We start from the raw sequence: 22,505 nt of genomic DNA, 5'->3' as shown, positions 1-22,505 counted from the left end.
TCCCATGCAGATCCCCGCAGTCACCGACGCCCAGGAGCTCTCCTGTGACGTCCTCGTCATCGGCGGCGGCACGGCCGGCACGATGGCGGCGCTCACCGCGGCCGAGCAGGGCCGCAGCGTCCTCCTCCTGGAGAAGGCGCACGTCCGCCACTCCGGCGCCCTCGCCATGGGGATGGACGGCGTCAACAACGCGGTGATCCCCGGCCGCGCCGAACCCGACGACTACGTCGCCGAGATCACCCGCGCCAACGACGGCATCGTCGACCAGTCCACCGTCCGCCAGACCGCGACCCGCGGCTTCTCGATGGTGCAGCGCCTGGAGTCGTACGGGGTGAAGTTCGAGAAGGACGAGCACGGCGAGTACGCGGTGCGCCAGGTGCACCGCTCCGGCTCGTACGTCCTGCCCATGCCCGAGGGCAAGGACGTCAAGAAGGTCCTCTACCGGCAGTTGCGGCGTCGCGAGATGCGGGAGCGCATTCGCATCGAGAACCGCGTGATGCCGGTCCGGGTGCTCACGGCGGAGGGCAGGGCCGTCGGCGCGGCCGGATTCAACACGCGTACAGGCGAGTTCGTGACCGTGCGCGCCGGCGCCGTGATCCTCGCGACCGGCCCGTGCGGCCGCCTCGGCCTGCCCGCGAGCGGCTACCTCTACGGCACGTACGAGAACCCCACCAACGCGGGCGACGGTTACTCCATGGCCTACCACGCCGGTGCCGAGCTCACCGGCATCGAGTGCTTCCAGATCAACCCGCTGATGAAGGACTACAACGGCCCCGCCTGCGCCTACGTCGCCAACCCCTTCGGCGGCTACCAGGTCAACCGGCACGGTGAGCGCTTCGTCGACTCCGACTACTGGTCGGGCCAGATGATGTCGGAGTTCGCGGCCGAACTCGCCTCCGACCGCGGGCCGGTGTATCTCAAGCTCAGCCATCTGCCGGAAGAGTCGATCAGCGCCCTCGAGAACATTCTGCACTCCACGGAGCGGCCGACACGGGGCACCTTCCACGCGAACCGCGGCCACGATTACCGCACCCACGACGTCGAGATGCACATCTCCGAGATCGGCCTGTGCGGCGGTCACTCGGCTTCGGGTGTCCGGGTGGACGACCATGCCCGCACCACGGTGCCCGGTCTGTACGCCGCGGGGGACCTCGCCTGCGTGCCGCACAACTACATGATCGGCGCGTTCGTCTTCGGCGACCTGGCGGGCGCGGACGCCGCTCAATTCCGCGCGTACGAGGGCGAGTTGCCGACCGACCAGGTGAGGGACGCCCACGAACTGATCTACCGCCCGCTGCGCAACCCGGACGGTCCTCCGCAACCGCAGGTCGAGTACAAACTGCGCCGCTTCGTGAACGACTACGTCGCACCGCCCAAGTCGGGCGCGCGCCTGTCGCTGGCCGTGGACCACTTCGAGCGGATGCGCGGCGAGATCGACGAGATGGGCGCGCAGACGCCGCACGAGCTGATGCGCTGCGCCGAGGTGCACTTCATCCGGGACTGCGCGGAGATGGCGGCACGTTCCTCCCTGGCCCGGACGGAATCCCGCTGGGGCCTCTACCACGAGCGTACGGACCACCCCAAGCGCGACGACGACCGCTGGCTGCACCACCTGGACCTCCGCAAGTCCCCCGCCGGAGCAATGGAGTTCACCGCACGCCCAGTCGAGCCGTACCTGATCCCGGTCGAGGAATTCACGCCGACCGGCGGCGCGTCACACCATCTGGGCGAGGTGCACCCGGAGCAGGTCGCCACGGCGGGACAACGCGACCTGGCCCCGGTCGGCTCGGGCACCCGAACGAGCACCACGGAGTCGCGAGAGACGACTACCGCTTCCACCCACTCGCCACGCATCCTGGAACTACTCACCCTCACCGAGGAGGAGCCCGAACTCCCCCTCCTGCGGCCCTTCTTGACCGACCCGGACCCCGCCGTACGCCGCGCGGCCGTGGCCGCGCTCACCGAGACCGTCCCCACGGGTACGGGCCCGGCGCTGGCCGGGGCACTCGCGGACCCGGATCCGGGCGTCCGCCACGCCGCTGCGGCTTCCCTGCGTGAACTGGTCGAAGTCCTGCCCCCAGAGCCAGAGTTGGGCAGGGAGCTGCACGACGCCCTCGCCCATGGGGACGCCCTGGTCCGGTCGACAGCACTGGACGTCCTGCGCGCCCTGCGCCTGGGCGACGCCGCCGCCTACGCCCCTGCCCTCACCGACCCGGACATCGAGGTCCGTATCGCATCGGTCCGCGCCCTGGTCTCCGTCGGCGCCCTCGACGCCGTCGCCCGCGCCGTAGCCGACCCGGCCCGCGAGGTCCGCGTCACGGTGGCCCGCGCCCTGGACACCCCGCAGGCGCTGGCGCCCCTGCTCGACGACGCGGACATCCTGGTCCGCGCGGCAGCCTTCGCCACCCTGGCCTCCGTGGGCTGCCCCACCCCGTACGACCTCACGGCGGTGGACGCGCTGGCCGCCCCGTCCTGGCAGGTACGCACAGGTGCGGCCACAGCCCTGGGCGCTGCCGACCCCCGCCGCGCCGTACCTGCCCTGTCCAAGGCACTCGCCGACCCCAACGCCGACGTCCGCAAGGCCGCGGTCCTGGCTCTGCTCCAGCACCCGGCGAACGGGGAGGCCCGCACGGCACTCGCCACGGCAGTCCTTGACCCGGACGCGGACGTCCGCGCCTACGCGGCTCGGGCGGCTGCGCCTGCCTGAGGCCTCGGCTGATCAGCGGTGGGACCGAGGGGTGGGCTCGCGGCGGGTGGCGTGGATGGAACCGAGCAGACTGAGGGCCTGGGCACTGGGGCTGCCTGGTTCGGCGTGGTAGATGACGAGCTGCTGGCCGGGGGAGTCGCGTACGTCGAAAGCCTGGTATGTGAGGGTGAGGCGGCCGACGTCCGGGTGGAGGAACTGTTTGGCGTCCTGGGTCTTGCCACGCACGGTGTGGGCGTTCCAGAGACGGTTGAAGTCCGCGTCGTCCTCGGTGAGGGTGCGGACGAGTTCGCGCAGCCGCGGGTTGTCCGGGTCGAATCCGGTTGCCTCGCGAAGGTTGGCGACGGTGGCCTGCGCTGCCCGGTCCCAGTCCGTGTAGAAGGTGCGGCCTGCGGGGTCGAGGAAGGTCATGCGAGCCAAGTTGTCCGCCGGATCGAACGGGGCGTAGAGGGCATCGGCCATGGCGTTGGCGGCGAGGAGGTCCAGGGTCCGGTTCATGACGAACGCTGGAGTGTTCGGGTAGCCGTCCATCAGCTGTCGCAGCGCTGGGCTCACCTGCTCGGTGGCATGGGCGAAGGGCCGGTCGTTCGGCGTGGCCCCGGCCAGCCGGTACAAGTGCGCGCGGGCCTCTGTGTCGAGGTGCAGTGCGCGGCTGAGTGCGTCGATCACCTGGGGTGAGGGGTTGCGCTCGCGGCCTTGTTCCAGGCGGGTGTAGTAGTCGGCGTTGACTCCGGCCAGGACGGCGACCTCTTCACGGCGCAGTCCGGCAACTCTGCGGGGCCCGTAACTCGCCATGCCGACGTCCTGCGGCCGCAGGTCGGCGCGGCGTGCGCGCAGGAAGTCTCCCAGGTGGTTGTCGTCCATGTGTTCAGGCTAGGCGGCGGCCCGCTGTGCTGCCTGGGTGTGGCACGTCCAGGCAGCAGGCGTCCTGGTTGATGGCCGCTGACCTGCCCAGACTCGGTGGAGCGGGGAGGACCGCACCGTTTGAGGAGAGGAGTCCGCCATGACCGGGACCGTTGAGGGCGACCAGGGCGACCAGGCCGACGTGGTCGGGGTGTGGGTGACCGCGGATGGTCACATCCGGCAGGAGCTGCTGCCGGACGGCCGGTACGACGAAGCCCGCGGCGAGCGGGCCGGCGCGTACACCGGCCGGTACACGGTGACCGGCAGCCACCTGGACTACGTCGACGACACCGGCTTTACCGCCACGGGCGACATCCGGGAGGGAGTGCTCCATCACGAGCACCTCGTGCTCTACCGGGAGCAGAAGCAGTCGTAGAGAAGGCCGGGCTCGTGACTGCCCTGGTACCGGGGGGCGACTCCGCCGTCGGCGGGGCGGACCAGGAAATCCCGAAACCACAGTCAGTCAACATCAACCAGAATCAAGGACCACATCCATGACAGGACAACGACTTGACGGCAAGGTCGCGCTGATCACAGGCGCGACTGGCGGCCTCGGCACAGCGACCGCCGAGCTCTTCGCCAACGAAGGCGCCCGGCTGGTGATCACCGATGTCGCCGAAGGCCCCCTGCGGGAGCTGTCCCACCGGATCGAGGCACGCGGTGCGGAGGTCGTCGCTGCACGCCTCGATGTCTCCTCCGCGCGGGAGTGGGACGAAGTGATCACCGTCGTACGCGACCGGTTCGGAACGCTGGACGTTCTCGTGAACATCGCCGGCATCCTGGACTGGCCAGGTATCGAGGACACACGGGAAGAGGCGTGGGACCGCGTCATTGACGTGAACCAGAAAGGCACCTGGCTCGGCATGAAGGCGGCGATGCCGCTCCTGCGTGCGAGCGGCAACGCCTCGGTGATCAATACGTCGTCAGTGCTCGGCCTGGTGGGAAGCGGTGCGGCTGCGGCCTACCAGGCGTCCAAGGGGGCCGTGCGCCTGCTGAGCAAGACCGCCGCGGTCGAGTACGCCCGGCAGGGAGTACGGATCAACTCGGTGCATCCCGGGGTGATCGCCACGCCGATGATCCAGGACCTCCTGGACGACCAAGGCGACCAGCAGCCGGACATCCAACGCACCCCCATGCGCCGAGCCGGCCGCGCCGACGAAATCGCCCCCGCGATCCTGTTCCTCGCTTGCGACGACTCCTCGTTCGTCACCGGCTCGGAGCTGGTGGTCGACGGCGGGCTCACCGCGCACTGAACAACCCAGCCGTACGACGTACACGTGGGCCTGCCGTGGATGCGTCAACGGCGCGGCTCACCCGGCCCACACGGTCACCGCGCCACACCACTGCACAGCACCTCAGGTGTCCCGCACCGGCGCCCGCACTCACACTCACTTTCTCCATCACCTTCTCCAGGGACCGCACCATGACACCTGCAACCGCAACCGCCGCAACATCCGAATCCACCGAGTTCGCTGGGAAGATCGCCCTCGTCACTGGAGCCGCGCGAGGAGTGGGCCGGGAGACCGTGGCGCTCCTCCACGCCCGCGGCGCCCAGGTCGTCGCCCTCGACCTCCGCCCCGACGTCACGAACCTGGCGGAGGAGTTTCCCGGCGTCGTCACGACGCACGGTGACATCACCCAGGAGGAGACCGCCCACCGCGCGGTGGCAAGGGCCCTGGACACCTTCGGCGGCCTTGACATCCTCGTGAACAACGCCGGGCGCACCCAGAACAAGCCCGTCACCGAAACCACGGCCGAGGACTGGGACACCGTGATGGGGGTCAACGCCCGCGGCTCCTTCTTCATGGCCCGCGAGGCATTCCGGGCCATGAAGAGGCGTGCAGGCGGCGCCATCGTGAGCACCGGCTCGTACGCCTCCACCGTCGCCCTGCCCGAGGGTGTCGCCTACAGTGCGTCGAAGGGCGCCCTGGCCCAACTGACCAAGGTGCTCGCCGTCGAGGGCGGCCCGCTGGGCATCCGCGCCAACCTCGTGGCCGCGGGCGTCATCGAGACGGACTTCCTCGACACGATCCGCCCCGACAGCCGCGCCTACCTGAAGTCCTTCGCCGCCGCGCAGCCACTGGGACGTGTGGCGCAGCCTGAGGAGATCGCCGAGGTCCTGTGCTTCCTCGTCTCGCCCCGCTCCAGTTTCGTCACGGGATCCGTGGTCGCCGCTGACGGCGGTTTCACCGCGATCTAACGATGCATCAGGCAGCACTCATCCGGCGACCACGGCCCGCAGGCCTGCTAGCGGTAACGCCATGAGCATGCATGAGGGTCAAGCCCCCTTTCTGAAGACGAGCACCTCAGTGGAGGCGACGCCCATGGGAGCCAGGAAGCTGGCTTCCAGGCTGCAGCCCAGCGTCGCGAAGAGGTCCACGCAGGTCTGGTGAGGCATGGCGGCTGGATAGGAGTCGTGCCCCTCACCGCCCTGCGTCGCCCAGGCGCGCACCGTGGCCGGGTCCAGGCAGGTCTCTGTCATCACGTCGAAGACGATCCGACCCCCGGGGCGCGTGACACGGGCCATCTCGAAGAAGTAGCGGGAGGTGGCGAGGAAGGTCAGGGTGTTGAAGACCTTGTGGGCCTGAACGAGGTCGATGCTGGCGTCGGGTGTCGGGGTGAGGCTGCATCCTGCGGTCGGCTGGGCGATCACGTCGTAGGTGTCCACCAGGTAGTTGGCCCAGGGTGCTGCCGTCTCGTAGATCTCGTAGCGGCCTGGTGAGCACTCCTTCAGCGTCTTCTCCAGGTACCGTCCGGACCCGGGGCCGATCTCCAGCACGGTGTCCGGGTTGGCGGCGAAGACGCCGTGAGCGCGTAGTTCATCGATGGTGGACTGGGTGGCGCCAGGCGTCCCGTTCATTACCTCGTCGATGTAGTCACCGACGGACAGGCCGGCTGACCGCGCAGCCCGCATCGCTGCCTCGAACGGGATGAAGTCGTCCACGCCGCCCCGGTTGTTGGTGCTGCGCACGATGTCGAATCCAGCGCGCCCCATGAGCCGCTTGACACCCGATTTCAACTTGACCCCCGATTGCAACACTGATGTTCCCCTCCCTGCTGCCCGCATCGGGCGAACCGCAATGAATGGAATGAGTCGGAATGAGTCGATGAACCAGACGTCATCGACGGGTTGGGTCGGCACAGACACAGCACACTTCGGTATCGGTGTGAGCCCGCCGACGTCACAGGCGTGCGTGATGGCGTGGTGTGGCGGAGTGCCCGGGACCTACGGGGCGCAGGGCTGCGCGCGGTGCAGCAGGATCACGAGCGCATGGGGCCGCGGCAGCGCGGCGGTCGGTCTGGGCGCCCGTTGAGGTTTCGGCAGGGGCTTGTCCGTGCGGTGCAGTACGGGGCTGATGACGTACTGCAGGTGCGTCCACCAGCGGCGGGCGGTTCCGGCTGCTGCGTACGCCAGGAGCGCGGGCAAATTGGCCGTGCTGCGGAAGAGGCGGACCAGGGCGAGACCGGCGATGAGGTGCAACGCGGCCATGGCCAGGGGTTCGTGGTGCCAGGCGGCCGGGAGCCGCAGGTGCTCGTCCAGCCGGGCTGCGGGGACACCCGTGCCGGTCAGCTCCAGCCAGCCGGGCAGAAGTGCTTGCACGGCGGTGACGGCGAGGGCGCTTGCGCGGGATGCCTCGCAGCGCATTGCCGGGTAGGCGCATGCGGCGAGGACCGCTGCCGCGGTGAGCAGGGCGGGCCAGGAGACGGTGGAATCCGTCGTCGCGTGGTGCAGTCCTGCAGCGAGTGCGGTACCGGTCAGGGCAAGGGTGATCGCACGGACAGCAGCGCCCCTCGCGGGAGGGAGCTGGGCCGAGCGGTGGCGATCGAGAGTGCGGAATGCCGACATAGCTGGACCAGCATGGCCTACGCGCGCCCGTATTTCAGTATGAATACGGCATTCCGGCGGCCAGGGTGGGGAGTTGCGACGTCGGCCTCCGGATGCGAGGTCGGCCTCCGGTGCCGGTCTCGCCGCGAGCGGCCGTCGATCTCGGCTCGGGCACGTGCGGTTGCAGAGGGCTGCCGCGGTGGCTGCGGGATCCAGGAGCCAAGGCGTACGCGAGTACCGAAGCGCTGGCCAGGACGGTGAAGAGTGCGGGATATCCGCCGAGTTCTGCCGCGCGGCGTCGGGGTGGGCGGCGGCTCGGATGCCGGCAAGGGTGTCGGCCACAGCGGGGACCTGCCCGGCTACAGCGGGGACCTGCCCGGTCTTGCCGGTGTCACCGGGCAGGTCCCGCACGGCCTGGTCGCGGCCTGGTCCCCTCTCGGCTTTTGTTCGGACTCTTCGGGCCCCTGTTGAAAGGGCTCCGGTTCGGGTCCTGTTCAAAGCTCACCGCGGCGCCGGGCCGATGGCACGGTGGCCTACCTCCAACCCCACCTGCTGGACAAGAGGGGGGAGGGGAGGGGTTTTGCGGTTGGCAGGTTCACCTCGCCCAGGCGTCGGCCGCGTCGGCCTCCCCGGGCGCGGTTGCCGGGCAGTTGCGAGGCGGTTGGTCAGCGCCGCTGGAGGGGGCGAGTGCAGAGCAGGTCTTTGAGATTGCCGTCGTCGAGGCAGACGCGTACGTATGCGGCTCCGCCGACGACATCGGCCGGCACGGTGAAGCGGTAGCTCTTGGTGTTGCCGCACGCCGTGTCGGAAGAGTCGGAGCCGGCTGAGCCGATCTTGTTGTGGTGGGTGTCGTAGGTGTACGCCCAGGTGCGCCGGCAGTATGCCTCACCGGCCGTGCTCACCGACTTGTGCGTCCCCTCCACCTCGACCGATCGGTTGTACCAGGTGACCGTGCCATCGGTCCATGTGTTCCCGACCGGGACGTGGAAAGGGGTGGGCAGGCTGGCGGCGGTCGGTGCGTCAGCCGCGGTCTGTGCGCCGGCGGCGGGAGCGCCCAGCAAGGTGCCCGCGGTGAGCACGGCGGAGCCGAGGGCGGCGGCGAGATGAGTCCTCATGCGATCTCCAGGTTGGGGTGAGCCGGTTGCGGCTTCACATCCTGGGCGGGTCGGCCGCCTGTGGCCTACCTCTTAAGCCACGGCTTAAAAGGGGGGCCCGGGTTGCAGGCGCGGCGCATGGCGCAGCTGGCACCAGTGCCAGTTCCCGGTGGCGTCCGGGCAGGGCGGCGCCGCGCCCGATCCTCTGATGCCACGGCCCCCTTGGATCTCATGGTTCTGTCAGGGCACCGGTGCGCAGCAGGGCCAGCCCGAGGGGGGTGATGAAGTGCAGTACGGACCCGCCTCGGCGGCTGGTGGTGATGAGGTCGGTGTTTCGCAGCACTCTCGCGTGCTGACTGGCCGCTGCGGCCGTGACGTTGAGGCGGCGGGCCAGTTCGCTCGTCGTGCAGCCTTCCGCTGTCACATGCAGGGCGGCGGCTCGTGTGCGGCCGAGCAAAGACTCCAGGTTCCGCACGGCGGAGCCGTCGGCTTCAGCCGGTTCGCTACCGGTCAGAGACCGGCGCAGAGCCGGCACGGTCAGTCGGGGAGGCTGGGCGGGATCGAGCGGGTCCCACAGAAAGCTCACCGGGTGCTTCGAGAAGACGGTGGGCGTAATGATCAGTCCCCGTCCCTGGAGACGCACCTCAACTCGGCGCGGGTAGGGAGCTTCGAGCACCGGTGGACGCCAGCGGACCAGCGGCGCGCAGACCGAACGCAGCAGCAGATCGATGCCTCCCTCCAGCATCAGGTTCGCGCAACGGGTGGTCAGCGCGACGAGTTCGGACCGCCCTCGGTGCCAGTAGGGCTCCACGGTCAGCCGATGGCAGGCGCGCACGGCCTCGGCGAGCTGCTGCCGCGCGTTGCGGTCGCCCTCGGACACTTGTCTGGCCCACGGAAGATGTCCGGGGTGGAAGTCGAGACCCTCGAGCTCGCGTCGCAGCCGGGACACCGGAGCGTGCAGCAGGTTGTCCACGGCGTGGTCCATCGAGGGCGCGTCACCCATCAGGGCCAGTAGATCAAGCCCGGGACCGCGTACCGGGACCAGGGACGTCAGGGGCCGCGTGTCCGCTCCCATCCGTCCCGCGACAGCCGACCGCCACGAGCGGAGGTGAGGAAGTTCCCGGTTCTCCCTCAGCAGCTCCAGGCTGTAGTAGACCTCCGCCGCGACGCCGATCGTTGCGGCCACCCGGGTTCGGGTGAGGTCTTCGGCCGTGAAGTGAATGCGTAACACCGGCAGGCCCCTTGCCATCGAAGTGGAGCGCGTGAGCGCACCCCCAGCATGCCCCAACCTGGCCTGTCTCATGGGGAGTTCAGGAGTCGGCTGCTTCGTCGCCGGGCCAGACCGGACAGAGCACCGGGCGGACAAGTCAGGCGGCGCAGCCCGTCGGCGCTACCCGCCGTGACCCGCCCTTCGCCAACTTGCTGACGTTGGACGTCGGCCAGGAAGCCGCATACGCCATCGCTGCCCGTGCCGGTACGCGGATTCGCAGCTTCCGTCGCGGCGGGCCTGCAGATCCTGGGCCAGATGTCCGGCGGCCGCTCCCGGACCGAACGGCCCTGAGACAACCTCCACGTACTCCAGCGGCCCAGCAGCGCGGTGAGTTCACTGCTGCGCACCGGCAGGTCGACGAGCGGGGCGAGGCCGACTGAATCGGCCAGCGCCACCTGCTCGTCCGGCGCGGGGTCATCGACGGACGTCACCACGAGGTTCGTGAACTCGTGCTCGTAGGCGGTTTCGGGGTGGGCTCGGCGTGATCTCAGGAGGTCCAGGCTGATGCGGCCGACCACGGTGGTCAGCCACCCAGCCACTTTGCCGATGGTCGCCTCGCCCTGGCGGGCGAGGCGCATCCAGGTTTCCTGGACCACGTCATCGGCATGGGCGTGCGAGCCCAGCGCGCGGTAGGCGATGGCGCGCAGCCGGTTGCTGGGCTTCGTACGCCTTGGTCACGAGGCCGGAGGGGTGGGTGGCGGTCAGGGTTTGCGCTGCTGGCGGAGCGAGATCCGGTTGCCGTCCGGGTCCACCGCCTCGATGCGGACCCCGAACGGGTAGTCCACGGGTTCGGGCTCCTCGAAGGTGACGCCGCGCCGGCGCATGGTCTCGAAATCCTTTCGCAAGTCCTCGGATTCGAGGATCAGCGGACCGGGCGCGCCCGTGCCGCCCGGCTGCCCCGCGGCCGGCGCGTGCGACCACAGGATGATCTGTACCGGGCTGCCGGGCACGCCGACGGTGAGGAAACGTCCGTCGGGTCCCGGGAAGTCGAGCTGCTTTTCCAGGCCGAGTCCCCCGGCGTAGAACTCCAGCGCACGGTCCTGATCGGTCACGTAGACCGTCACGTACATGATGTTGCTCAGCATCCATCTCTCGATTCACTCGTCGGTACGACAACCGTTCGTATCCGGCCGTCACACCCATGACGAATGCCGACGAGGGAAGGTAACAACACCAGCCCACCGTGAGAGGGGACAGCACTTCGACAGCGGGCCGGGAGGTGTTTGGCCGTCGGTGCCGCCGCCGGAAGGTTCACGGGTTCGGGGTTCGGGCAGCACCGGGCCTTCCTCGCGGCCGAGTGTGGCGGGGCCTCCGTTCACTAAGCGCGCTGAGCGAGATCCGCCGGATCGATGTCCTCCGCTACCTCTGGCCGGTGCACATTGAAGGGCTGCGGCGAGCCTGCCGACGGGCGGTGCGATCCGCTCTTGCCACTGACGATCAGGACCCACCGGCAAGGTCATCGGAGTGTCCGGCGTCCAGTCGCGGCCACTGGGCAATGGGACGTCCGCCTGGCTCATCCGACACTGGTGCCCATGTGGGTGGGCCGCTGTCGCTCCTCATGGAGCAGTGTTGCGGCCAGCCCGGGGGTGAGTCCTCCCAAGGCTCCTGGCGCCCGTAGACGGCGAAGTCCATGAGCGCGTAGCTGTAGTCCATCGCCTCCACGCCGCGGCGGTTGGTCCAGTAGGTCTCGAAGACACGGTCGCCGTGCCGGAGGTAGCACACGAGGTGGAACAACCCGATCTCACGACCGACAAGGAGGGCGTCTAGGGAGGGCTGCGCCGAGTACCACGGCATGGTCCAGCCCATGAAGTCGCGGTAGCGGAGACTCTCTTCGTAGGACACCTGTGGGTCGGCGGGGCCGAACGTGACGTTGCGGCCCTGGCTGAAGACCGCGTAGGTGATGTCACGGGAGTGCAGGTAGGACAGCTCGGTGGCCTGGCTGAGGAACAACGTGCAGCCTTCGCACTGCTCGGGCGCGGGCCGGGCGGGCCACCACATGAAGTAGTAGGCGATGAGCTGTCGGCGGCCTTCGAACGCGTCGCGCAGGGTGAGCGGCCCGTTTGGCCCGATCAACTCAAGGTCCGGGTCGACCTCGACCATGGGCAGCCGCCGACGGGCCGCGGCGATCGCGTCGCCTTCCCGGGTGTGTGCCTTCTCCCGGGTGCGCAGATGGTCGAGTTCGGCCAGGAAGGTGGCCCGGTCGACGACCGGCGGCTCGCCGAGGATTGTTGGTTCGTCCTTCATGGCTGGTTTCTCCCCTTGTTCCGGTGGCGCTGGCTGAAGCTTCCTTTCACTACCCGCAGAAGGCGGGTGCCTCGCTGGCGGTCAGATCCTGGCGTGGATGCTGGACTCCTACTGGGTGCCGGTATCTGCCGGCGCCCGGCCCAGTGACCGGCTCGGCGATGGTGACCGGGGTGCCGCCAGGGCGGATCAGCTTGGTGGAGTGTTCCAGCATCTCGTCGCCGATCGCGTCGAACACCACGTCGACTCGCCGAGCAGGCCGAGGGTGGCGGCGAGGACCCACCGGCGGGTGAGACGGCGGCCATCCACGAGTTTGCGGCCTGGTGGCTGCCGCCGTTCCCAGCGGTCAGGCAAGGCAGACCGGCCCGCTCCTCGGTCCCTGGGTATCGGTGCACCTTTCGCCTCGCCTGCGGCGAACGCCCGTGGTGCGATGAAACAGGGGATCCGGAAGGAGAGAGCGATGATCCCACCGGCAGGGGAGCACAAGAGTGGCACGGGCCCTGTGTCGATCCGCCCGCTGGATGAGGCGGACCTGGACCGGGCCGACGAGATCTTCAGGGTCGCCTTCGGGACGTTCCTCGGGGCCCCCGAGCCGAGGACGTTCTTCGGGACCGCCGACTACGTCCGCACTCGCTGGGCGGCCGATCCACAGGCGGCCTTCGCAGCGACCGTCGAGGGCGAAGTCGCCGGATCGAACTTCGCCGCCAACTGGGGCAGCGTCGGGTACTTCGGCCCGCTGAGCGTACGTCCGGACCTGTGGGACCAGGGCGTCGGCAGGCGCCTCATGGAGCCGGTCATGGACTGCTTCGACACCTGGGAGAACCGGCACCTGGGCCTGTTCACCTTCTCGCACAGTCCGAAGCACCTTGAGCTCTACCGCCGGTACGGTTTCTGGCCCCGATTCCTCACGGCCATCATGAAGAAGCAGGTCGCAGGCGGTGGCGCGGTCCCCGGTCGAGTGCTGTACGGCGAGCTTCCCGCCGCCGAGCAGCCCGACGCCCTGAGTCTTTGCCGCACACTGACCGGGGCCGTGTACGAGGGCCTGAGCCTGGAACGCGAGATCGTGGCCACGCACGCGCAGGGACTCGGTGACACGATCCTGCTCCAGGGGGCTGGCTCCGAGCTTGATGGCCTGGCCGTCTGTCACTGCGGAGCCGGGTCGGAGGCCGGAGAGGACGTGTGCTTCGTGAAATTCGGCGCCGTGCGTCCTGGCCCCGAGGCCGCCGACCGCTTCGAACGACTACTCACCGCGTGCGAGCAACTGGCCGCCGAGCGTGGCCTGGGGCAACTGGACGCCGGAATGAACCTGGGCCGCCCGGATGCCTACCGTCGCATGGTCGACCGTGGTTTCCGCACCTGGTTGCAGGGCGTGACCATGCACAGGCCCAACGAGCCCGGCTACAGCCACCCCGACGCCTACGTGATCGACGACTGGCGCTGAGACCCCGCCACACTCGGCCGCGAGGAAGTCCCGGTGCTGCCCGAACCCCGAACCTCGAACCCGTGAACCTGCCGGCGGCGGCGCCGACGGCCAGTCACCACCGGGACACTGCGATCGTGGCCGTGGGGGACGTTCTGGATCCCACGGCCGGCAAGGAAGGCCGATTCCGCTGGTCAGTCGTTACGACCCGCACTTCAAGGTCTGGAGGGTGCACGCCGATGCCGTTCCTCTTCCAGCACCAGAACGGAGCGGTCGGATCGGATCGAAGATCTTCAACCCCGGCACCATCCAGAAGATGATCAGCCGACACCAATCACGACCCCGCACAAGCCCTAGTCCTTGGGAACGTCGTGACGTGAGACCTGCCCGAACTCATCCTCCAGGCGGCGGAGCAGGCTACTCAGCAACACGTTGAGCTCCTCCAGCTCTTCGGGGTTCAACGCCTCGGCGAACAGCCGCCGCTCCTGGGATGTGCGCTCCTGGGTGGCCGAGCGCCAGCGGGCCTGCCCCTGTTCGGTCAGGCGCACCGGCTTGCTGCGCCCGTCGGCCGCCGCCACGGACTCGATCAGCCCGGCACGCGAGAGGCGGCTCAGGCGCACGCTCATCGTGCCCGAGGTGATTCCGAGCTGCTGCGACAGCGCGGTGGGGGAGACCTGGTGGGGGGCGCCTGAGCGCTGCAGGGCGGACAGGGCCGCCCAGTCCCCGGCCGTCAGCTCATGGTCGGCGGCCACCCGCGACAGCAGGCGCTCGAAGAGGCGGGCCATGCGGCCGATGCGCTGGCGGGCCGCTTCGGTGTCCGGGTCGACATCGGGCATGTCGGCGATCCATGAGGTCAGTTCGGCTGCGACGGAGTCACGCGGCTCCGTCGGCGACGGCTCGGATGCGGGCACCTTTGACACTCCCTTGAGTCTCAAGATAATTTACCTTGGCATTCAAGGTAACTATAAGAGATAAGAGGAGGCCCGTGACAGACTCGTCCACCCCACAAGGACACGGCCCACTGCCCTGGGCCGGGTTACTGGCCCTGGCGGTCTCCGGGTTCGTCACCGTGCTCACCGAGACCATCCCCGCCGGCCTGCTGCCGCAGATCAGCGACGGCCTCGACGTCTCCCCATCGACCGCCGGACAACTGGTGACCGTCTACGCCGCGGGCTCGATGGCCGCGGCCATCCCGCTGACCGCGCTGACCCGACGCTGGCCACGCCGCCCGGTCCTGCTGGTCACCCTCCTCGCCGTGGTCGCCGCCAACATCGCCACGGCTGTCTCCCCCTGGTACGCCCTGACCTTCACCGGCCGCCTCATCGCAGGACTCGGCGCAGGACTGCAGTGGGCCATGCTGGCCGGATACGCCATGCGGCTGGTCCCCGAATCCAGCAAGGGCAAGGCCCTGGCCGTCTCCATGGGCGGCGTCCCCGTCGCCCTGGCGCTGGGAGTCCCACTGGGCACAGCCCTCGGCACCGGCATCGGCTGGCGCTCCACGTTCGCCGTGATGGCCGTCCTGGGGCTTCTCACGACCGTCTGGGTACGGGCGGCCGTCCCGCCCCTCGAAGCGGAACCCGCCCACGAGCGCATCCCGGTCAGCCGGGTCCTGCTGCGCCCGGGCGTCGCGGTCCTGATGCTGATCGCGTTCGCCTTCGAGGTCGCCCACATGAACCTCTACACCTACATCGCCTCCTTCCTGTCCTCCTCGGGCCTGCAGGACCACGTCGATGTCGTCCTTCTCGTCTTCGGCATCGCCTCCATCGTCGGCCTCTGGCTGACCGGAGCCCTGATCGACCGCAACCTGCGTGCCGTCGTCATGACCGCCCTGGCCGGCTTCACCGGCGCGATGGCCCTGCTCGCCATCCTTGGAACCAACGCCGTAGCCACCCTCGCGGCCATCGCCGTATGGGGCCTTGCCCTGGGCGCCGCACCGACCATGCTGCAGGCCTCCTCCGCCCGGGTAGCGGGTGCCTCGGTGGAAGTCGCCCAGTCGATGCTGGTCACGATGCTCAACGCCGGCATGGCCGTCGGCCCCCTCCTGGGAGGCGTCATCTATTCGGCCGGCAAGACAACTCCCTTGCCCTGGGCGAGCCTTGGCGTCTTCGCCGTCGTCCTCCTCATCGCCGCATCGATCGGACGCCGCGCCTTCCCCCCGTCCACGCAGGCACCGACTGCTGCCCCGCGCGACCAGACCATGGACCTGATCGAGCAGACACAGGACTACGACAACACGCTGCAGCCCACGCGGACTTCCCGCTAGTTCCTGCCCGACGACCCCATCCGGCCGACCCCGCCCGGCCGACCCCGCCCGGCCGACCCCGCCCGGACAGCAGACGAAGACTGACCTGACCCATAACGTCCCCGCCTCCTCGCTCCAGCCGCCACCCGGCATGGATCGGCACGCCACTGAAAGGACGCGCCCCCGATGACCTCGCAGCCCTCCACTCCCGAAACCGGCAAGGTCTGGTTCATCACCGGCACGAGCACCGGCCTGGGCCGCGCCCTGGCCCACGAGGTCATCGCCGCCGGCGAACGCCTGGTCGCCACCGCCCGTGACACGTCGACCCTCGACGACCTGATTTCCGCCGCACCCGACCGCGTACGCGCCGTCCCTCTCGACGTCACCGATCCCGCCGCCGTCGACGACGCCGTGGCCACGGCGCTCAAGGAGTTCGGCCGCATCGACGTCCTCGTCAACAACGCCGGCTACGCGATGCGCGGCGCCGTCGAAGAACTGTCGGACGCCGAGCTGCGCCACCAGTTCGACACCAATGTCTTCGGCGCCATGGACGTAACCCGCAAGGTTCTGCCCACCATGCGCGCTCAGCGCTCGGGCTGCATCGTGCAGATGTCGTCGGTCGGCGGCGTCATGGCCACCCTGGGCGGCACCGCCTACGCGGGCACCAAGTTCGCCCTCGAAGGTCTCTCCGAGGGCCTGGCCGCCGAAGTCGCCCACCTCGGCATCCACGTCGTCATCGTGGAACCCGGTCCCTTCCGCACGGACTTCGGTGGACGCTCCGTACGCTTCGCCGACCCCATCGAGGACTACCGTTCCGTCCTGGACCCGGCCAAGAAGCAGTTCCTGGCGATGCACGGGACCCAGCCGGGCGACCCCGCCCGCGCGGCCCGCGCCATCATCACCGCCACACGCATGGAAAAGCCTCCGCTGCGGCTGCCGCTGGGCGCCAACGCGGTCGATCGTATCCGCGAGCGGCTCCAGCTCCGCCTCGACGAAGTCGACGCCACCGAGCCCCTGGGCCGCCCGACCGACTTTGCCTGACACACAACAAGCACCACCGGGGCATCTGATCGCTCCTACCCAAGGCCCCTGCCGACTACGTGACGGGGGCCTTGGTGTGGTTCGGTCGGGCTCCGTCGACCTAGAGGGGTGAATCGCCCCAGAGGAGCCTCAGCGGAACGCGGCGACATTGCGGGCGGCCCAGTCGGCGAAGGGGCGCGGGGCGCGGCCGAGGACCTGCTGAACGTCCGGGCTGACGCGAAGCTCAGCCGGGCTCGGGGAGCCGAGGATGTCCAGAGTGTCGTCGGCGAGCTCCGCCGGCATGCTCTGGGCCATGGCGGTCTTGGCCTCGTCGCGGGTGAGCTCGTGAAACCTCACGGGCGAGCCCAGCGCGGCGGCGATGGCCTCCGCCTGCTGGCGCGGAGTGATCACCTCCGGGCCGGTCAGCTCGTAGGTGCCGCCGGTGTGCCGGTCATCCAGCAGGCAGGCTGCCGCGACCGCGGCGATGTCCGCCGGGTCGATGATCGGCACCCCGACGTCGCCGAAGGGCGCGGCGACGACCTGTCGCGCGCGGACGGACTCGGCCCACCACAGGGCGTTGGAGGCGAAGCCGCCCGGCCGCAGGATGGCCCACTCCAGGCCGGACTCCCGCAGCATGTCCTCCAGTGCGCGCATCGCGATCCGCGTTTGGCCGGAGGGCCTGGTCACCACGCCCAGTGTGGAGAGCAGGACGACCCGGCGGACCCCGCCGGCCGCGGCTTCGCTGATGACGTCCGCAGGGTTGGCTCCAGTGGCGTGCAGGTCGCCGGACAGCAGCAGGAACAGCGCCTTCGCCCCGGCCAGCGCGGGCTTCAGGCCGGCCGGCTTGGCCAGGTCGGCCGCCATGTGGCGGACGCCGTTCGGCATCGTCGCCGTGTGCCGTGACACTGCCATCACTTGCTGGCCCGCCTCGGACAGCGCCTGCGTCAACGGTCGGCCGATATTGCCGGTAGCCCCGGTCACTACGATCATGATCAGCTCCTTGTCGGATGTTCTCTGTGGCTTCACGCTAGGAGCGGGGGCTAACTTTTGGTAAGGACATACCTTGAGGTAAGCTCATGAAATGACGGGAAGCGTGCAGCGCAGGCAGGCCGAGGTGGGGAAGCGGTATGACGTGTTTCACACCGACTGCCCTGCGCGCGATGTGGTCGACCATGTGACCAGCAGGTGGGGCGTCTGGGTGCTGATCTCGTTGCGGAGCGATGACCTCCGGTTCTACGAGTTGCGCGAGAGCATCCAGGGCATCAGCGAGAAGATGCTCGCCCAGACCCTGCGCGCGCTGGTCCAGGACGGCCTGGTCTGGCGGGAGGTCGAGCCGACGACGCCGCCCCAGGTCACCTACGGACTGACCGAGTTCGGCCGGGACATCGGCGAGCCGCTGACGGAGCTGTTCGACCGGATCACACGACGGCTGTCGCCGCGCGGCGCGGGATAGCGGGGTACGCGCTGCGTGACCTCCAGGCGGAAGATCACCGTGACCCGTGACCCGTGACCCGTGACCCGTGACCCGGCACAACGCCGCCGTCCTGCTGCTCGGCCTCGTTCTCGTATAGGCCGGGCGCAGCCCTGCGCCCCCGCATGGATGCCGAGTTCGGTCTCCTTTGCCGTTTCGGCCGGACGGCTGTCCGGTTTCCGGGCAGTGGAATGCCCCGCTCCCCCCTGGGTGGGGCCTGTGGGTGTCCTGAGGCGACGGCTTGCCGACGTGCGGACAGCATTGGTCAGGTTCGAAAGAGCGCATGGCATGGGCGAGGGGCATGTGCCGTACCCGGCCCACTGGTGCTCGGGCTTCCCGGCGCGGGCGTCCGCTGACCGGCACCCGGACTGGGCTGGGTTGGCCGGTAGCGGCCCTGGGGGAATGAGTGCCTCGGTGTTGTGGTGAGGACCCAGCGTCGCGTGTGTGAAACCGCGACCATTCCTCAGAGAGGGGACGCTCATGGCGTTCCTCCGGCACAAGTCCACGGGGTTCCGCTGCGCGGTGGCATGCCCCACCGGCCAGGGATGGTCGGCGATGTTCCTGCGGCCCAACTGGGCCGCAGGCATCAGCGACACGGCCCTGCTTTTCGAGACGCCGACCACCGACGCGTACGGGGGGCAGTTCACCGAGCTGCGGCAGCCGGCGTACCAGGACTTCAAGGCGAACCCGCACGCCGTGCTGCAACTGCCCGCGCACACGGACGGAGCGGCGCAGTACCTGTTCATCATCGGTACGGACAGCCTGCAGTACCGGGTGGGCACCGGCGTGGTGAAGCGCGAACAGCTGGTGATGCACTCCTACTTACCCGCCGACTGGCAGAACAACGTCGACGCCCTGCTCCAGGCGCCCAACTCCCCGGCCGGCGCGTGGCGCACGTATGTGTTCAAGGGCAGCCGTGTGATCACGTACAACTGGGGCAAGGACGTCGACGTCGAACGCAATGCGCTGCTCACCGAAGGCCCGGACGCGGACGCACCGGGCTGGGCCCAGCTCCCGGCCGACTTCCGCTCCGACCTCGACCACGTCGTCGCCCTGCCGCCCGCCTCCGGCGACGTACGCCGCTCGCTGCTGATCAAGGCAGACAAGGGGCTCATCCTCAACTGGCGCACCGGCGTGGAGAAATCGGGCACGCTCACCTCGCTGACCGCGGGCCTGGGCAAACTCCCTGCGAACTACGCGACGCCGTACCTCCCGCTGTCGGGGACCTACCGGGCCACCAATGCCGGTCAGAGCGTCGAAGCACGGATCGACGTCGACGGCATCGGCACGCTGTCCACGCTCAGTGGTGATCTCTTCACGGTGTCGGGACAGACCACCACCTACGCCAACTCCTTCCGCTCCACCAGCGTGGAGGTGGGATGGACCGACAACTACGTGGTGATCACGGGCAAAGGACTCCTGTGGGCCACCGCGCAGCCCGAGATCACTCAGGTGCGGACCCTGATCTACCTCACCGCGGCCGGTCAGTCCCCGAGCCCGGCCGCATGGCTGACCCTGGAGGACGCGAACGGCTATTACCGCTCCCTGTGGAGCGACCTGCCCAAGGCGTCCACGTACTTCCGCACGGTGGACTACGAGGTCGACACGGTGGCGGGGGAGGCCGAGCTCGTCAGTTATGACACGTCGAAGGCCGCCGTCCCGCCCGGATACGCGAACCGGGTGCTCACCGTGCCCGCCTCGTTCGCCGAGGCGGGCGTGGAGCTGCGCACCGTCGGTACCCGTAACGTCATCGCCACCACCGAGGCCGGCAGCGACCTGATGTGGTCCAACGCCGAGCTGCACGCGGCGATGGTCGCGCACTTCAGCGGGTACCGCGAGGTGCCGCAGTGGAAGCTGTGGACCCTGGTCGCGACAGAGAACGAACGGGGCTCGGCCGGGGTCATGTTCGACTCCACGGGACTGCAACGGCAGGGCATGGTGGTGTTCACCAAGGCCAATGTGGCCGGCACCAACGACGAGTTGCACACCTACGTCCACGAGATAGGCCACGCCTTCAACCTGATGCACTCGTTCGCCAAGGGGACGGCGGTCCCGCCCGCACCGGCGGGTCCCCGCAACGGTTACGGCGACCTGTCATGGATGAATTATCCGCAGTACTACCAGGGCGGCAGTGAAGCGACGTCCGGCTTCGCCGCGTTCTTCAAGGCCTTCCCGTTCAGCTTCACCGACGACGAACTCCGGCACCTGCGGCACGGCTTCTACCGCAACGTGATCATGGGCGGCAACGACTTCATGTCCGGGGCGGCGAAGGAGCAGCCCTCCGTGGAGTTGTTCGCCCAGCCACTGACCGACGAGTCCGGCCTCGCACTGGAGATAGAGGGGCAGGCGGCCTTCGCGTACGGCGAACCGGTCATCGCGCAGCTCAAGCTGGGGCGCACCGGCAGCCACGGTGACGTCACCGTCACACCCCACTTGGACCCCTCGACCGGGCACGTCATCGTCGCGATCACCGACCCCTACGGCCGCTCCCGCCGCTTCCAGCCCCTCACGCGCGAGTGCGCGGCACACACCACGACCACGCTCACCGCTGGCGCACCGGCCGTGTACGCGAGCGTGTACCTCGGGTACGGCGCCGATGGCCTGTACTTCAGCGAGCCCGGCCTGTACACGGTTGCCGCCGCCTACCAGGGCCCCGACGGATCCCGCGTGGTCTCCGCCCCGCACACGATCCGGGTCCGCCCGCCGCTGGCCGCCGCCGACCAGCACATCGGCGAGCTGCTGCTGGGCGAGGACCAGGGGCAACTGCTGACGTTCCTCGGCTCGGACGCGCCGCAGCTCCAGAGCGGCAACGACGCCTTGCAGGAGGTCATCGAGCGGTACGGCGACCATCCGCTGGCCGCGCACGCCCGCCTGGCCCGCGGCGCCAACGCGGGCCGCCACTTCCAGCACATCCAAGGCGGCCGGCTCACCGTCCGCGAACCCGACATCAAGGAGAGCGTCCAGCAGCTCAGCGCGGCCATCAACGCCTCCACCGGCGACGAGGGCCTGGACAACATCACCCTCAACAAGGCGATGCGCCGCCTCGCCAAGGTCCACGCCAAGGACGGCAACCTCGCCGAAGCCGACGCCGTGCTCAACAAGATGGTCGCCACGTTCCGCGGCAAACACCTGCCCGCGCCGGTGCAGAAGACCATCCAGGCCCAGGCCGAGGAGACGCGCGCCAGCATCCACGGCGGCAAGGGCAAGACAGCCTCCCGCAAGAAGAAGTAACCCCGCGCGCAGGGCCGGGATCGAGGACCTTCCGGCTCCGGAGGAACGCGGCGCGCGCAGTCAAAGGGCATCCACTGCCCGGCAGATGAGCCGGCCGCGGGAGGGCGGACCACTCCCCGGCCGGCGATCGTCTCCTGCATGAGCTGGCTGACGATCACGCCCGCGCGATGTCACACCAGGCTCCTCCGGTTCCCCGTCCGACCGGTACGAGCGCGGCCTGCGGATTTCCCTGGCCGGCACCTGGACCCGGCGCATCACCGTGCGCACGAGTGACATCGGCCAGGTCACCGTCACCAAGACCATGACCGTCAAACCGTCACTGCTCTGACCGGCCCGAGCGTCGTTCAGTCGTGCGCTCGGGCGGCGATTCCCCCGACGAAGATGTCCAGGGAGAACTCGAAAAGCGTGTCGGGAGCGTCGGGTTGCAGAGCGCTGACCCGCTTCAGGTGGGGCAGTTCCGCCTCTGCTTCGGAGTGCAGCCACGGCGGCGGCAGTTGCTCCAGGTCGCCCGGTTCCAGGTGGGCGGGTGGCCGGTCGTACAGCATGTCCTGGAGTTCTACGAATCCCACGACGAAGCGGATCGTCTCCATGCACGCGCGGTAGGCGTCCCGCAGGGACAGCCCCACGCTTTCGAAGAATCCGATCAGAGCGTCCACGTTGCGCAGCATCGCCGGATGCCGGGCCATCGTGATGTTCTCGCTCAACGCGAGGGTGGTCATGCCGGGATGGCGCCGGTAGTGCGCGCGCAGGTCCCGGCCGTATGACCGCAGACTGTCTCGCCATTGCTCCGCCTTCAGCTCCGGCGGCTGCCATTCGGACTCGAAGATCTCGGCGGCCACGGTGAGCAGATCACGCCGGTCCTCGACGTAGTTGTACAGAGCGCGGGGCGAGACGCCCAGGTCGGCCGCGAGCGAGCGCATGGTCAGCTCGGCCGGACCGTGGTGGTCCAGGAAGGTCAGCGCGGCTCGGCCCACCGATTCGCGGGTGAGGGTGGGGCGGCCCTTGCGGTGGGTCGGCCGCCGCCTGGCCGCAGGGTGACTGCTCATCAGGGCACCGAGGCTACCAACCCTGTGAAGTTCACAC

21 protein-coding genes are annotated in these 22,505 nt (G+C 69.2%); 9 read left to right on the top strand and 12 right to left on the bottom strand.

The annotated features are described in order from the left end of the window. Nucleotides 1-4 precede the first annotated feature (4 nt). A complete protein-coding gene (locus tag ACWGI2_RS31545) occupies nucleotides 5-2,707 on the top strand; it encodes a fumarate reductase/succinate dehydrogenase flavoprotein subunit (protein ID WP_453699054.1) in 2,703 nt (900 codons plus the stop codon). 12 nt (nucleotides 2,708-2,719) lie between these two features. On the opposite strand, the gene ACWGI2_RS31540 is transcribed toward ACWGI2_RS31545, so the two are convergent. Continuing rightward, on the bottom strand, nucleotides 2,720-3,568 hold the full coding sequence (locus ACWGI2_RS31540; RefSeq protein WP_453699053.1) for a helix-turn-helix transcriptional regulator: 849 nt from the start codon (nucleotides 3,566-3,568) through the stop codon (nucleotides 2,720-2,722). Nucleotides 3,569-3,707: 139 nt separating this feature from the next. Between ACWGI2_RS31540 and ACWGI2_RS31535 the strand changes: the two genes are divergently transcribed. The 3 genes from ACWGI2_RS31535 (at nucleotide 3,708) to ACWGI2_RS31525 (ending at nucleotide 5,807) form a co-directional block, all read left to right on the top strand. After that, nucleotides 3,708-3,983 (top strand): Atu4866 domain-containing protein, encoded by a 276-nt coding sequence (locus tag ACWGI2_RS31535; RefSeq protein ID WP_453699052.1) that lies wholly within the window; start codon nucleotides 3,708-3,710, stop codon nucleotides 3,981-3,983. A 118-nt stretch (nucleotides 3,984-4,101) separates the two neighbouring features. Continuing rightward, nucleotides 4,102-4,860: an SDR family NAD(P)-dependent oxidoreductase gene (locus ACWGI2_RS31530; RefSeq protein ID WP_453400345.1), complete on the top strand. Its 759-nt coding sequence runs from the start codon at nucleotides 4,102-4,104 to the stop codon at nucleotides 4,858-4,860. A 170-nt stretch (nucleotides 4,861-5,030) separates the two neighbouring features. Continuing rightward, complete coding sequence (locus tag ACWGI2_RS31525; protein WP_453699050.1) at nucleotides 5,031-5,807, top strand: SDR family NAD(P)-dependent oxidoreductase; 777 nt, start codon at nucleotides 5,031-5,033, stop codon at nucleotides 5,805-5,807. A 78-nt stretch (nucleotides 5,808-5,885) separates the two neighbouring features. Here the strand turns inward: ACWGI2_RS31525 and ACWGI2_RS31520 are convergent, their stop codons facing one another. The 8 genes from ACWGI2_RS31520 to ACWGI2_RS31485 form a co-directional block, all read right to left on the bottom strand. After that, nucleotides 5,886-6,602: a methyltransferase domain-containing protein gene (locus tag ACWGI2_RS31520; RefSeq protein WP_453699049.1), complete on the bottom strand. Its 717-nt coding sequence runs from the start codon at nucleotides 6,600-6,602 to the stop codon at nucleotides 5,886-5,888. A gap of 231 nt (nucleotides 6,603-6,833) precedes the next feature. Next, nucleotides 6,834-7,454 carry a hypothetical protein gene (locus ACWGI2_RS31515; RefSeq protein WP_453699048.1) on the bottom strand — a complete coding sequence of 207 codons (621 nt, stop codon included), beginning with the start codon at nucleotides 7,452-7,454 and terminating at the stop codon, nucleotides 6,834-6,836. 644 nt (nucleotides 7,455-8,098) lie between these two features. Further along, a complete protein-coding gene (locus ACWGI2_RS31510; protein WP_453699047.1) occupies nucleotides 8,099-8,548 on the bottom strand; it encodes a hypothetical protein in 450 nt (149 codons plus the stop codon). Nucleotides 8,549-8,756: 208 nt separating this feature from the next. Next, nucleotides 8,757-9,758 (bottom strand): ArsR/SmtB family transcription factor, encoded by a 1,002-nt coding sequence (locus ACWGI2_RS31505; protein ID WP_453699046.1) that lies wholly within the window; start codon nucleotides 9,756-9,758, stop codon nucleotides 8,757-8,759. 68 nt (nucleotides 9,759-9,826) lie between these two features. Continuing rightward, nucleotides 9,827-10,393 carry a hypothetical protein gene (locus tag ACWGI2_RS31500; RefSeq protein WP_453699045.1) on the bottom strand — a complete coding sequence of 189 codons (567 nt, stop codon included), beginning with the start codon at nucleotides 10,391-10,393 and terminating at the stop codon, nucleotides 9,827-9,829. A gap of 105 nt (nucleotides 10,394-10,498) precedes the next feature. Further along, nucleotides 10,499-10,882 (bottom strand): VOC family protein, encoded by a 384-nt coding sequence (locus tag ACWGI2_RS31495; RefSeq protein WP_453699044.1) that lies wholly within the window; start codon nucleotides 10,880-10,882, stop codon nucleotides 10,499-10,501. Between the two features lie 352 nt (nucleotides 10,883-11,234). Continuing rightward, entirely contained in the window at nucleotides 11,235-12,041 is an 807-nt protein-coding gene (locus ACWGI2_RS31490) for a DUF899 family protein (protein WP_453699042.1), read from the bottom strand. Between the two features lie 49 nt (nucleotides 12,042-12,090). Further along, on the bottom strand, nucleotides 12,091-12,279 hold the full coding sequence (locus ACWGI2_RS31485; protein ID WP_453699041.1) for a hypothetical protein: 189 nt from the start codon (nucleotides 12,277-12,279) through the stop codon (nucleotides 12,091-12,093). 219 nt (nucleotides 12,280-12,498) lie between these two features. Here ACWGI2_RS31485 and ACWGI2_RS31480 point away from each other — a divergent pair, with 219 nt between their 5' ends. Next, nucleotides 12,499-13,479 (top strand): GNAT family N-acetyltransferase, encoded by a 981-nt coding sequence (locus ACWGI2_RS31480; RefSeq protein ID WP_453699040.1) that lies wholly within the window; start codon nucleotides 12,499-12,501, stop codon nucleotides 13,477-13,479. A gap of 332 nt (nucleotides 13,480-13,811) precedes the next feature. Here the strand turns inward: ACWGI2_RS31480 and ACWGI2_RS31475 are convergent, their stop codons facing one another. Then, nucleotides 13,812-14,369 (bottom strand): MarR family winged helix-turn-helix transcriptional regulator, encoded by a 558-nt coding sequence (locus tag ACWGI2_RS31475; protein ID WP_453699039.1) that lies wholly within the window; start codon nucleotides 14,367-14,369, stop codon nucleotides 13,812-13,814. A gap of 74 nt (nucleotides 14,370-14,443) precedes the next feature. Between ACWGI2_RS31475 and ACWGI2_RS31470 the strand changes: the two genes are divergently transcribed. Continuing rightward, entirely contained in the window at nucleotides 14,444-15,721 is a 1,278-nt protein-coding gene (locus tag ACWGI2_RS31470; RefSeq protein ID WP_453699037.1) for an MFS transporter, read from the top strand. Between the two features lie 165 nt (nucleotides 15,722-15,886). Further along, a complete protein-coding gene (locus ACWGI2_RS31465) occupies nucleotides 15,887-16,741 on the top strand; it encodes an oxidoreductase (protein ID WP_453699036.1) in 855 nt (284 codons plus the stop codon). Nucleotides 16,742-16,870: 129 nt separating this feature from the next. Here ACWGI2_RS31465 and ACWGI2_RS31460 read toward each other — a convergent pair whose 3' ends face one another. Next, nucleotides 16,871-17,710 (bottom strand): SDR family oxidoreductase, encoded by an 840-nt coding sequence (locus ACWGI2_RS31460; protein WP_453699035.1) that lies wholly within the window; start codon nucleotides 17,708-17,710, stop codon nucleotides 16,871-16,873. A gap of 91 nt (nucleotides 17,711-17,801) precedes the next feature. Here ACWGI2_RS31460 and ACWGI2_RS31455 point away from each other — a divergent pair, with 91 nt between their 5' ends. Continuing rightward, on the top strand, nucleotides 17,802-18,173 hold the full coding sequence (locus ACWGI2_RS31455; RefSeq protein ID WP_453699034.1) for a winged helix-turn-helix transcriptional regulator: 372 nt from the start codon (nucleotides 17,802-17,804) through the stop codon (nucleotides 18,171-18,173). A 498-nt stretch (nucleotides 18,174-18,671) separates the two neighbouring features. Next, complete coding sequence (locus ACWGI2_RS31450; RefSeq protein WP_453699032.1) at nucleotides 18,672-21,422, top strand: reprolysin-like metallopeptidase; 2,751 nt, start codon at nucleotides 18,672-18,674, stop codon at nucleotides 21,420-21,422. 344 nt (nucleotides 21,423-21,766) lie between these two features. Here the strand turns inward: ACWGI2_RS31450 and ACWGI2_RS31445 are convergent, their stop codons facing one another. After that, nucleotides 21,767-22,468 (bottom strand): TetR/AcrR family transcriptional regulator, encoded by a 702-nt coding sequence (locus tag ACWGI2_RS31445; RefSeq protein ID WP_453699031.1) that lies wholly within the window; start codon nucleotides 22,466-22,468, stop codon nucleotides 21,767-21,769. Nucleotides 22,469-22,505 lie beyond the last annotated feature (37 nt).

It is taken from the genome of Streptomyces sp. NPDC054866, from assembly GCF_053610745.1.
This window is presented reverse-complemented; position numbering and strand designations above follow the sequence as displayed.

Coding starts and splice junctions, on each gene's coding strand:
- ACWGI2_RS31535 (WP_453699052.1), top strand. CDS start 3,708: ATGACCGGGACCGTTGAGGGCGACCAGGGCGACCAGGCCGACGTGGTC.
- ACWGI2_RS31460 (WP_453699035.1), bottom strand. CDS start 17,710: ATGATCGTAGTGACCGGGGCTACCGGCAATATCGGCCGACCGTTGACG.
- ACWGI2_RS31455 (WP_453699034.1), top strand. CDS start 17,802: ATGACGGGAAGCGTGCAGCGCAGGCAGGCCGAGGTGGGGAAGCGGTAT.
- ACWGI2_RS31545 (WP_453699054.1), top strand. CDS start 5: ATGCAGATCCCCGCAGTCACCGACGCCCAGGAGCTCTCCTGTGACGTC.
- ACWGI2_RS31445 (WP_453699031.1), bottom strand. CDS start 22,468: ATGAGCAGTCACCCTGCGGCCAGGCGGCGGCCGACCCACCGCAAGGGC.
- ACWGI2_RS31490 (WP_453699042.1), bottom strand. CDS start 12,041: ATGAAGGACGAACCAACAATCCTCGGCGAGCCGCCGGTCGTCGACCGG.
- ACWGI2_RS31520 (WP_453699049.1), bottom strand. CDS start 6,602: ATGGGGCGCGCTGGATTCGACATCGTGCGCAGCACCAACAACCGGGGC.
- ACWGI2_RS31510 (WP_453699047.1), bottom strand. CDS start 8,548: ATGAGGACTCATCTCGCCGCCGCCCTCGGCTCCGCCGTGCTCACCGCG.
- ACWGI2_RS31515 (WP_453699048.1), bottom strand. CDS start 7,454: ATGTCGGCATTCCGCACTCTCGATCGCCACCGCTCGGCCCAGCTCCCT.
- ACWGI2_RS31540 (WP_453699053.1), bottom strand. CDS start 3,568: ATGGACGACAACCACCTGGGAGACTTCCTGCGCGCACGCCGCGCCGAC.
- ACWGI2_RS31480 (WP_453699040.1), top strand. CDS start 12,499: ATGATCCCACCGGCAGGGGAGCACAAGAGTGGCACGGGCCCTGTGTCG.
- ACWGI2_RS31465 (WP_453699036.1), top strand. CDS start 15,887: ATGACCTCGCAGCCCTCCACTCCCGAAACCGGCAAGGTCTGGTTCATC.
- ACWGI2_RS31530 (WP_453400345.1), top strand. CDS start 4,102: ATGACAGGACAACGACTTGACGGCAAGGTCGCGCTGATCACAGGCGCG.
- ACWGI2_RS31525 (WP_453699050.1), top strand. CDS start 5,031: ATGACACCTGCAACCGCAACCGCCGCAACATCCGAATCCACCGAGTTC.
- ACWGI2_RS31450 (WP_453699032.1), top strand. CDS start 18,672: ATGGCGTTCCTCCGGCACAAGTCCACGGGGTTCCGCTGCGCGGTGGCA.
- ACWGI2_RS31495 (WP_453699044.1), bottom strand. CDS start 10,882: ATGCTGAGCAACATCATGTACGTGACGGTCTACGTGACCGATCAGGAC.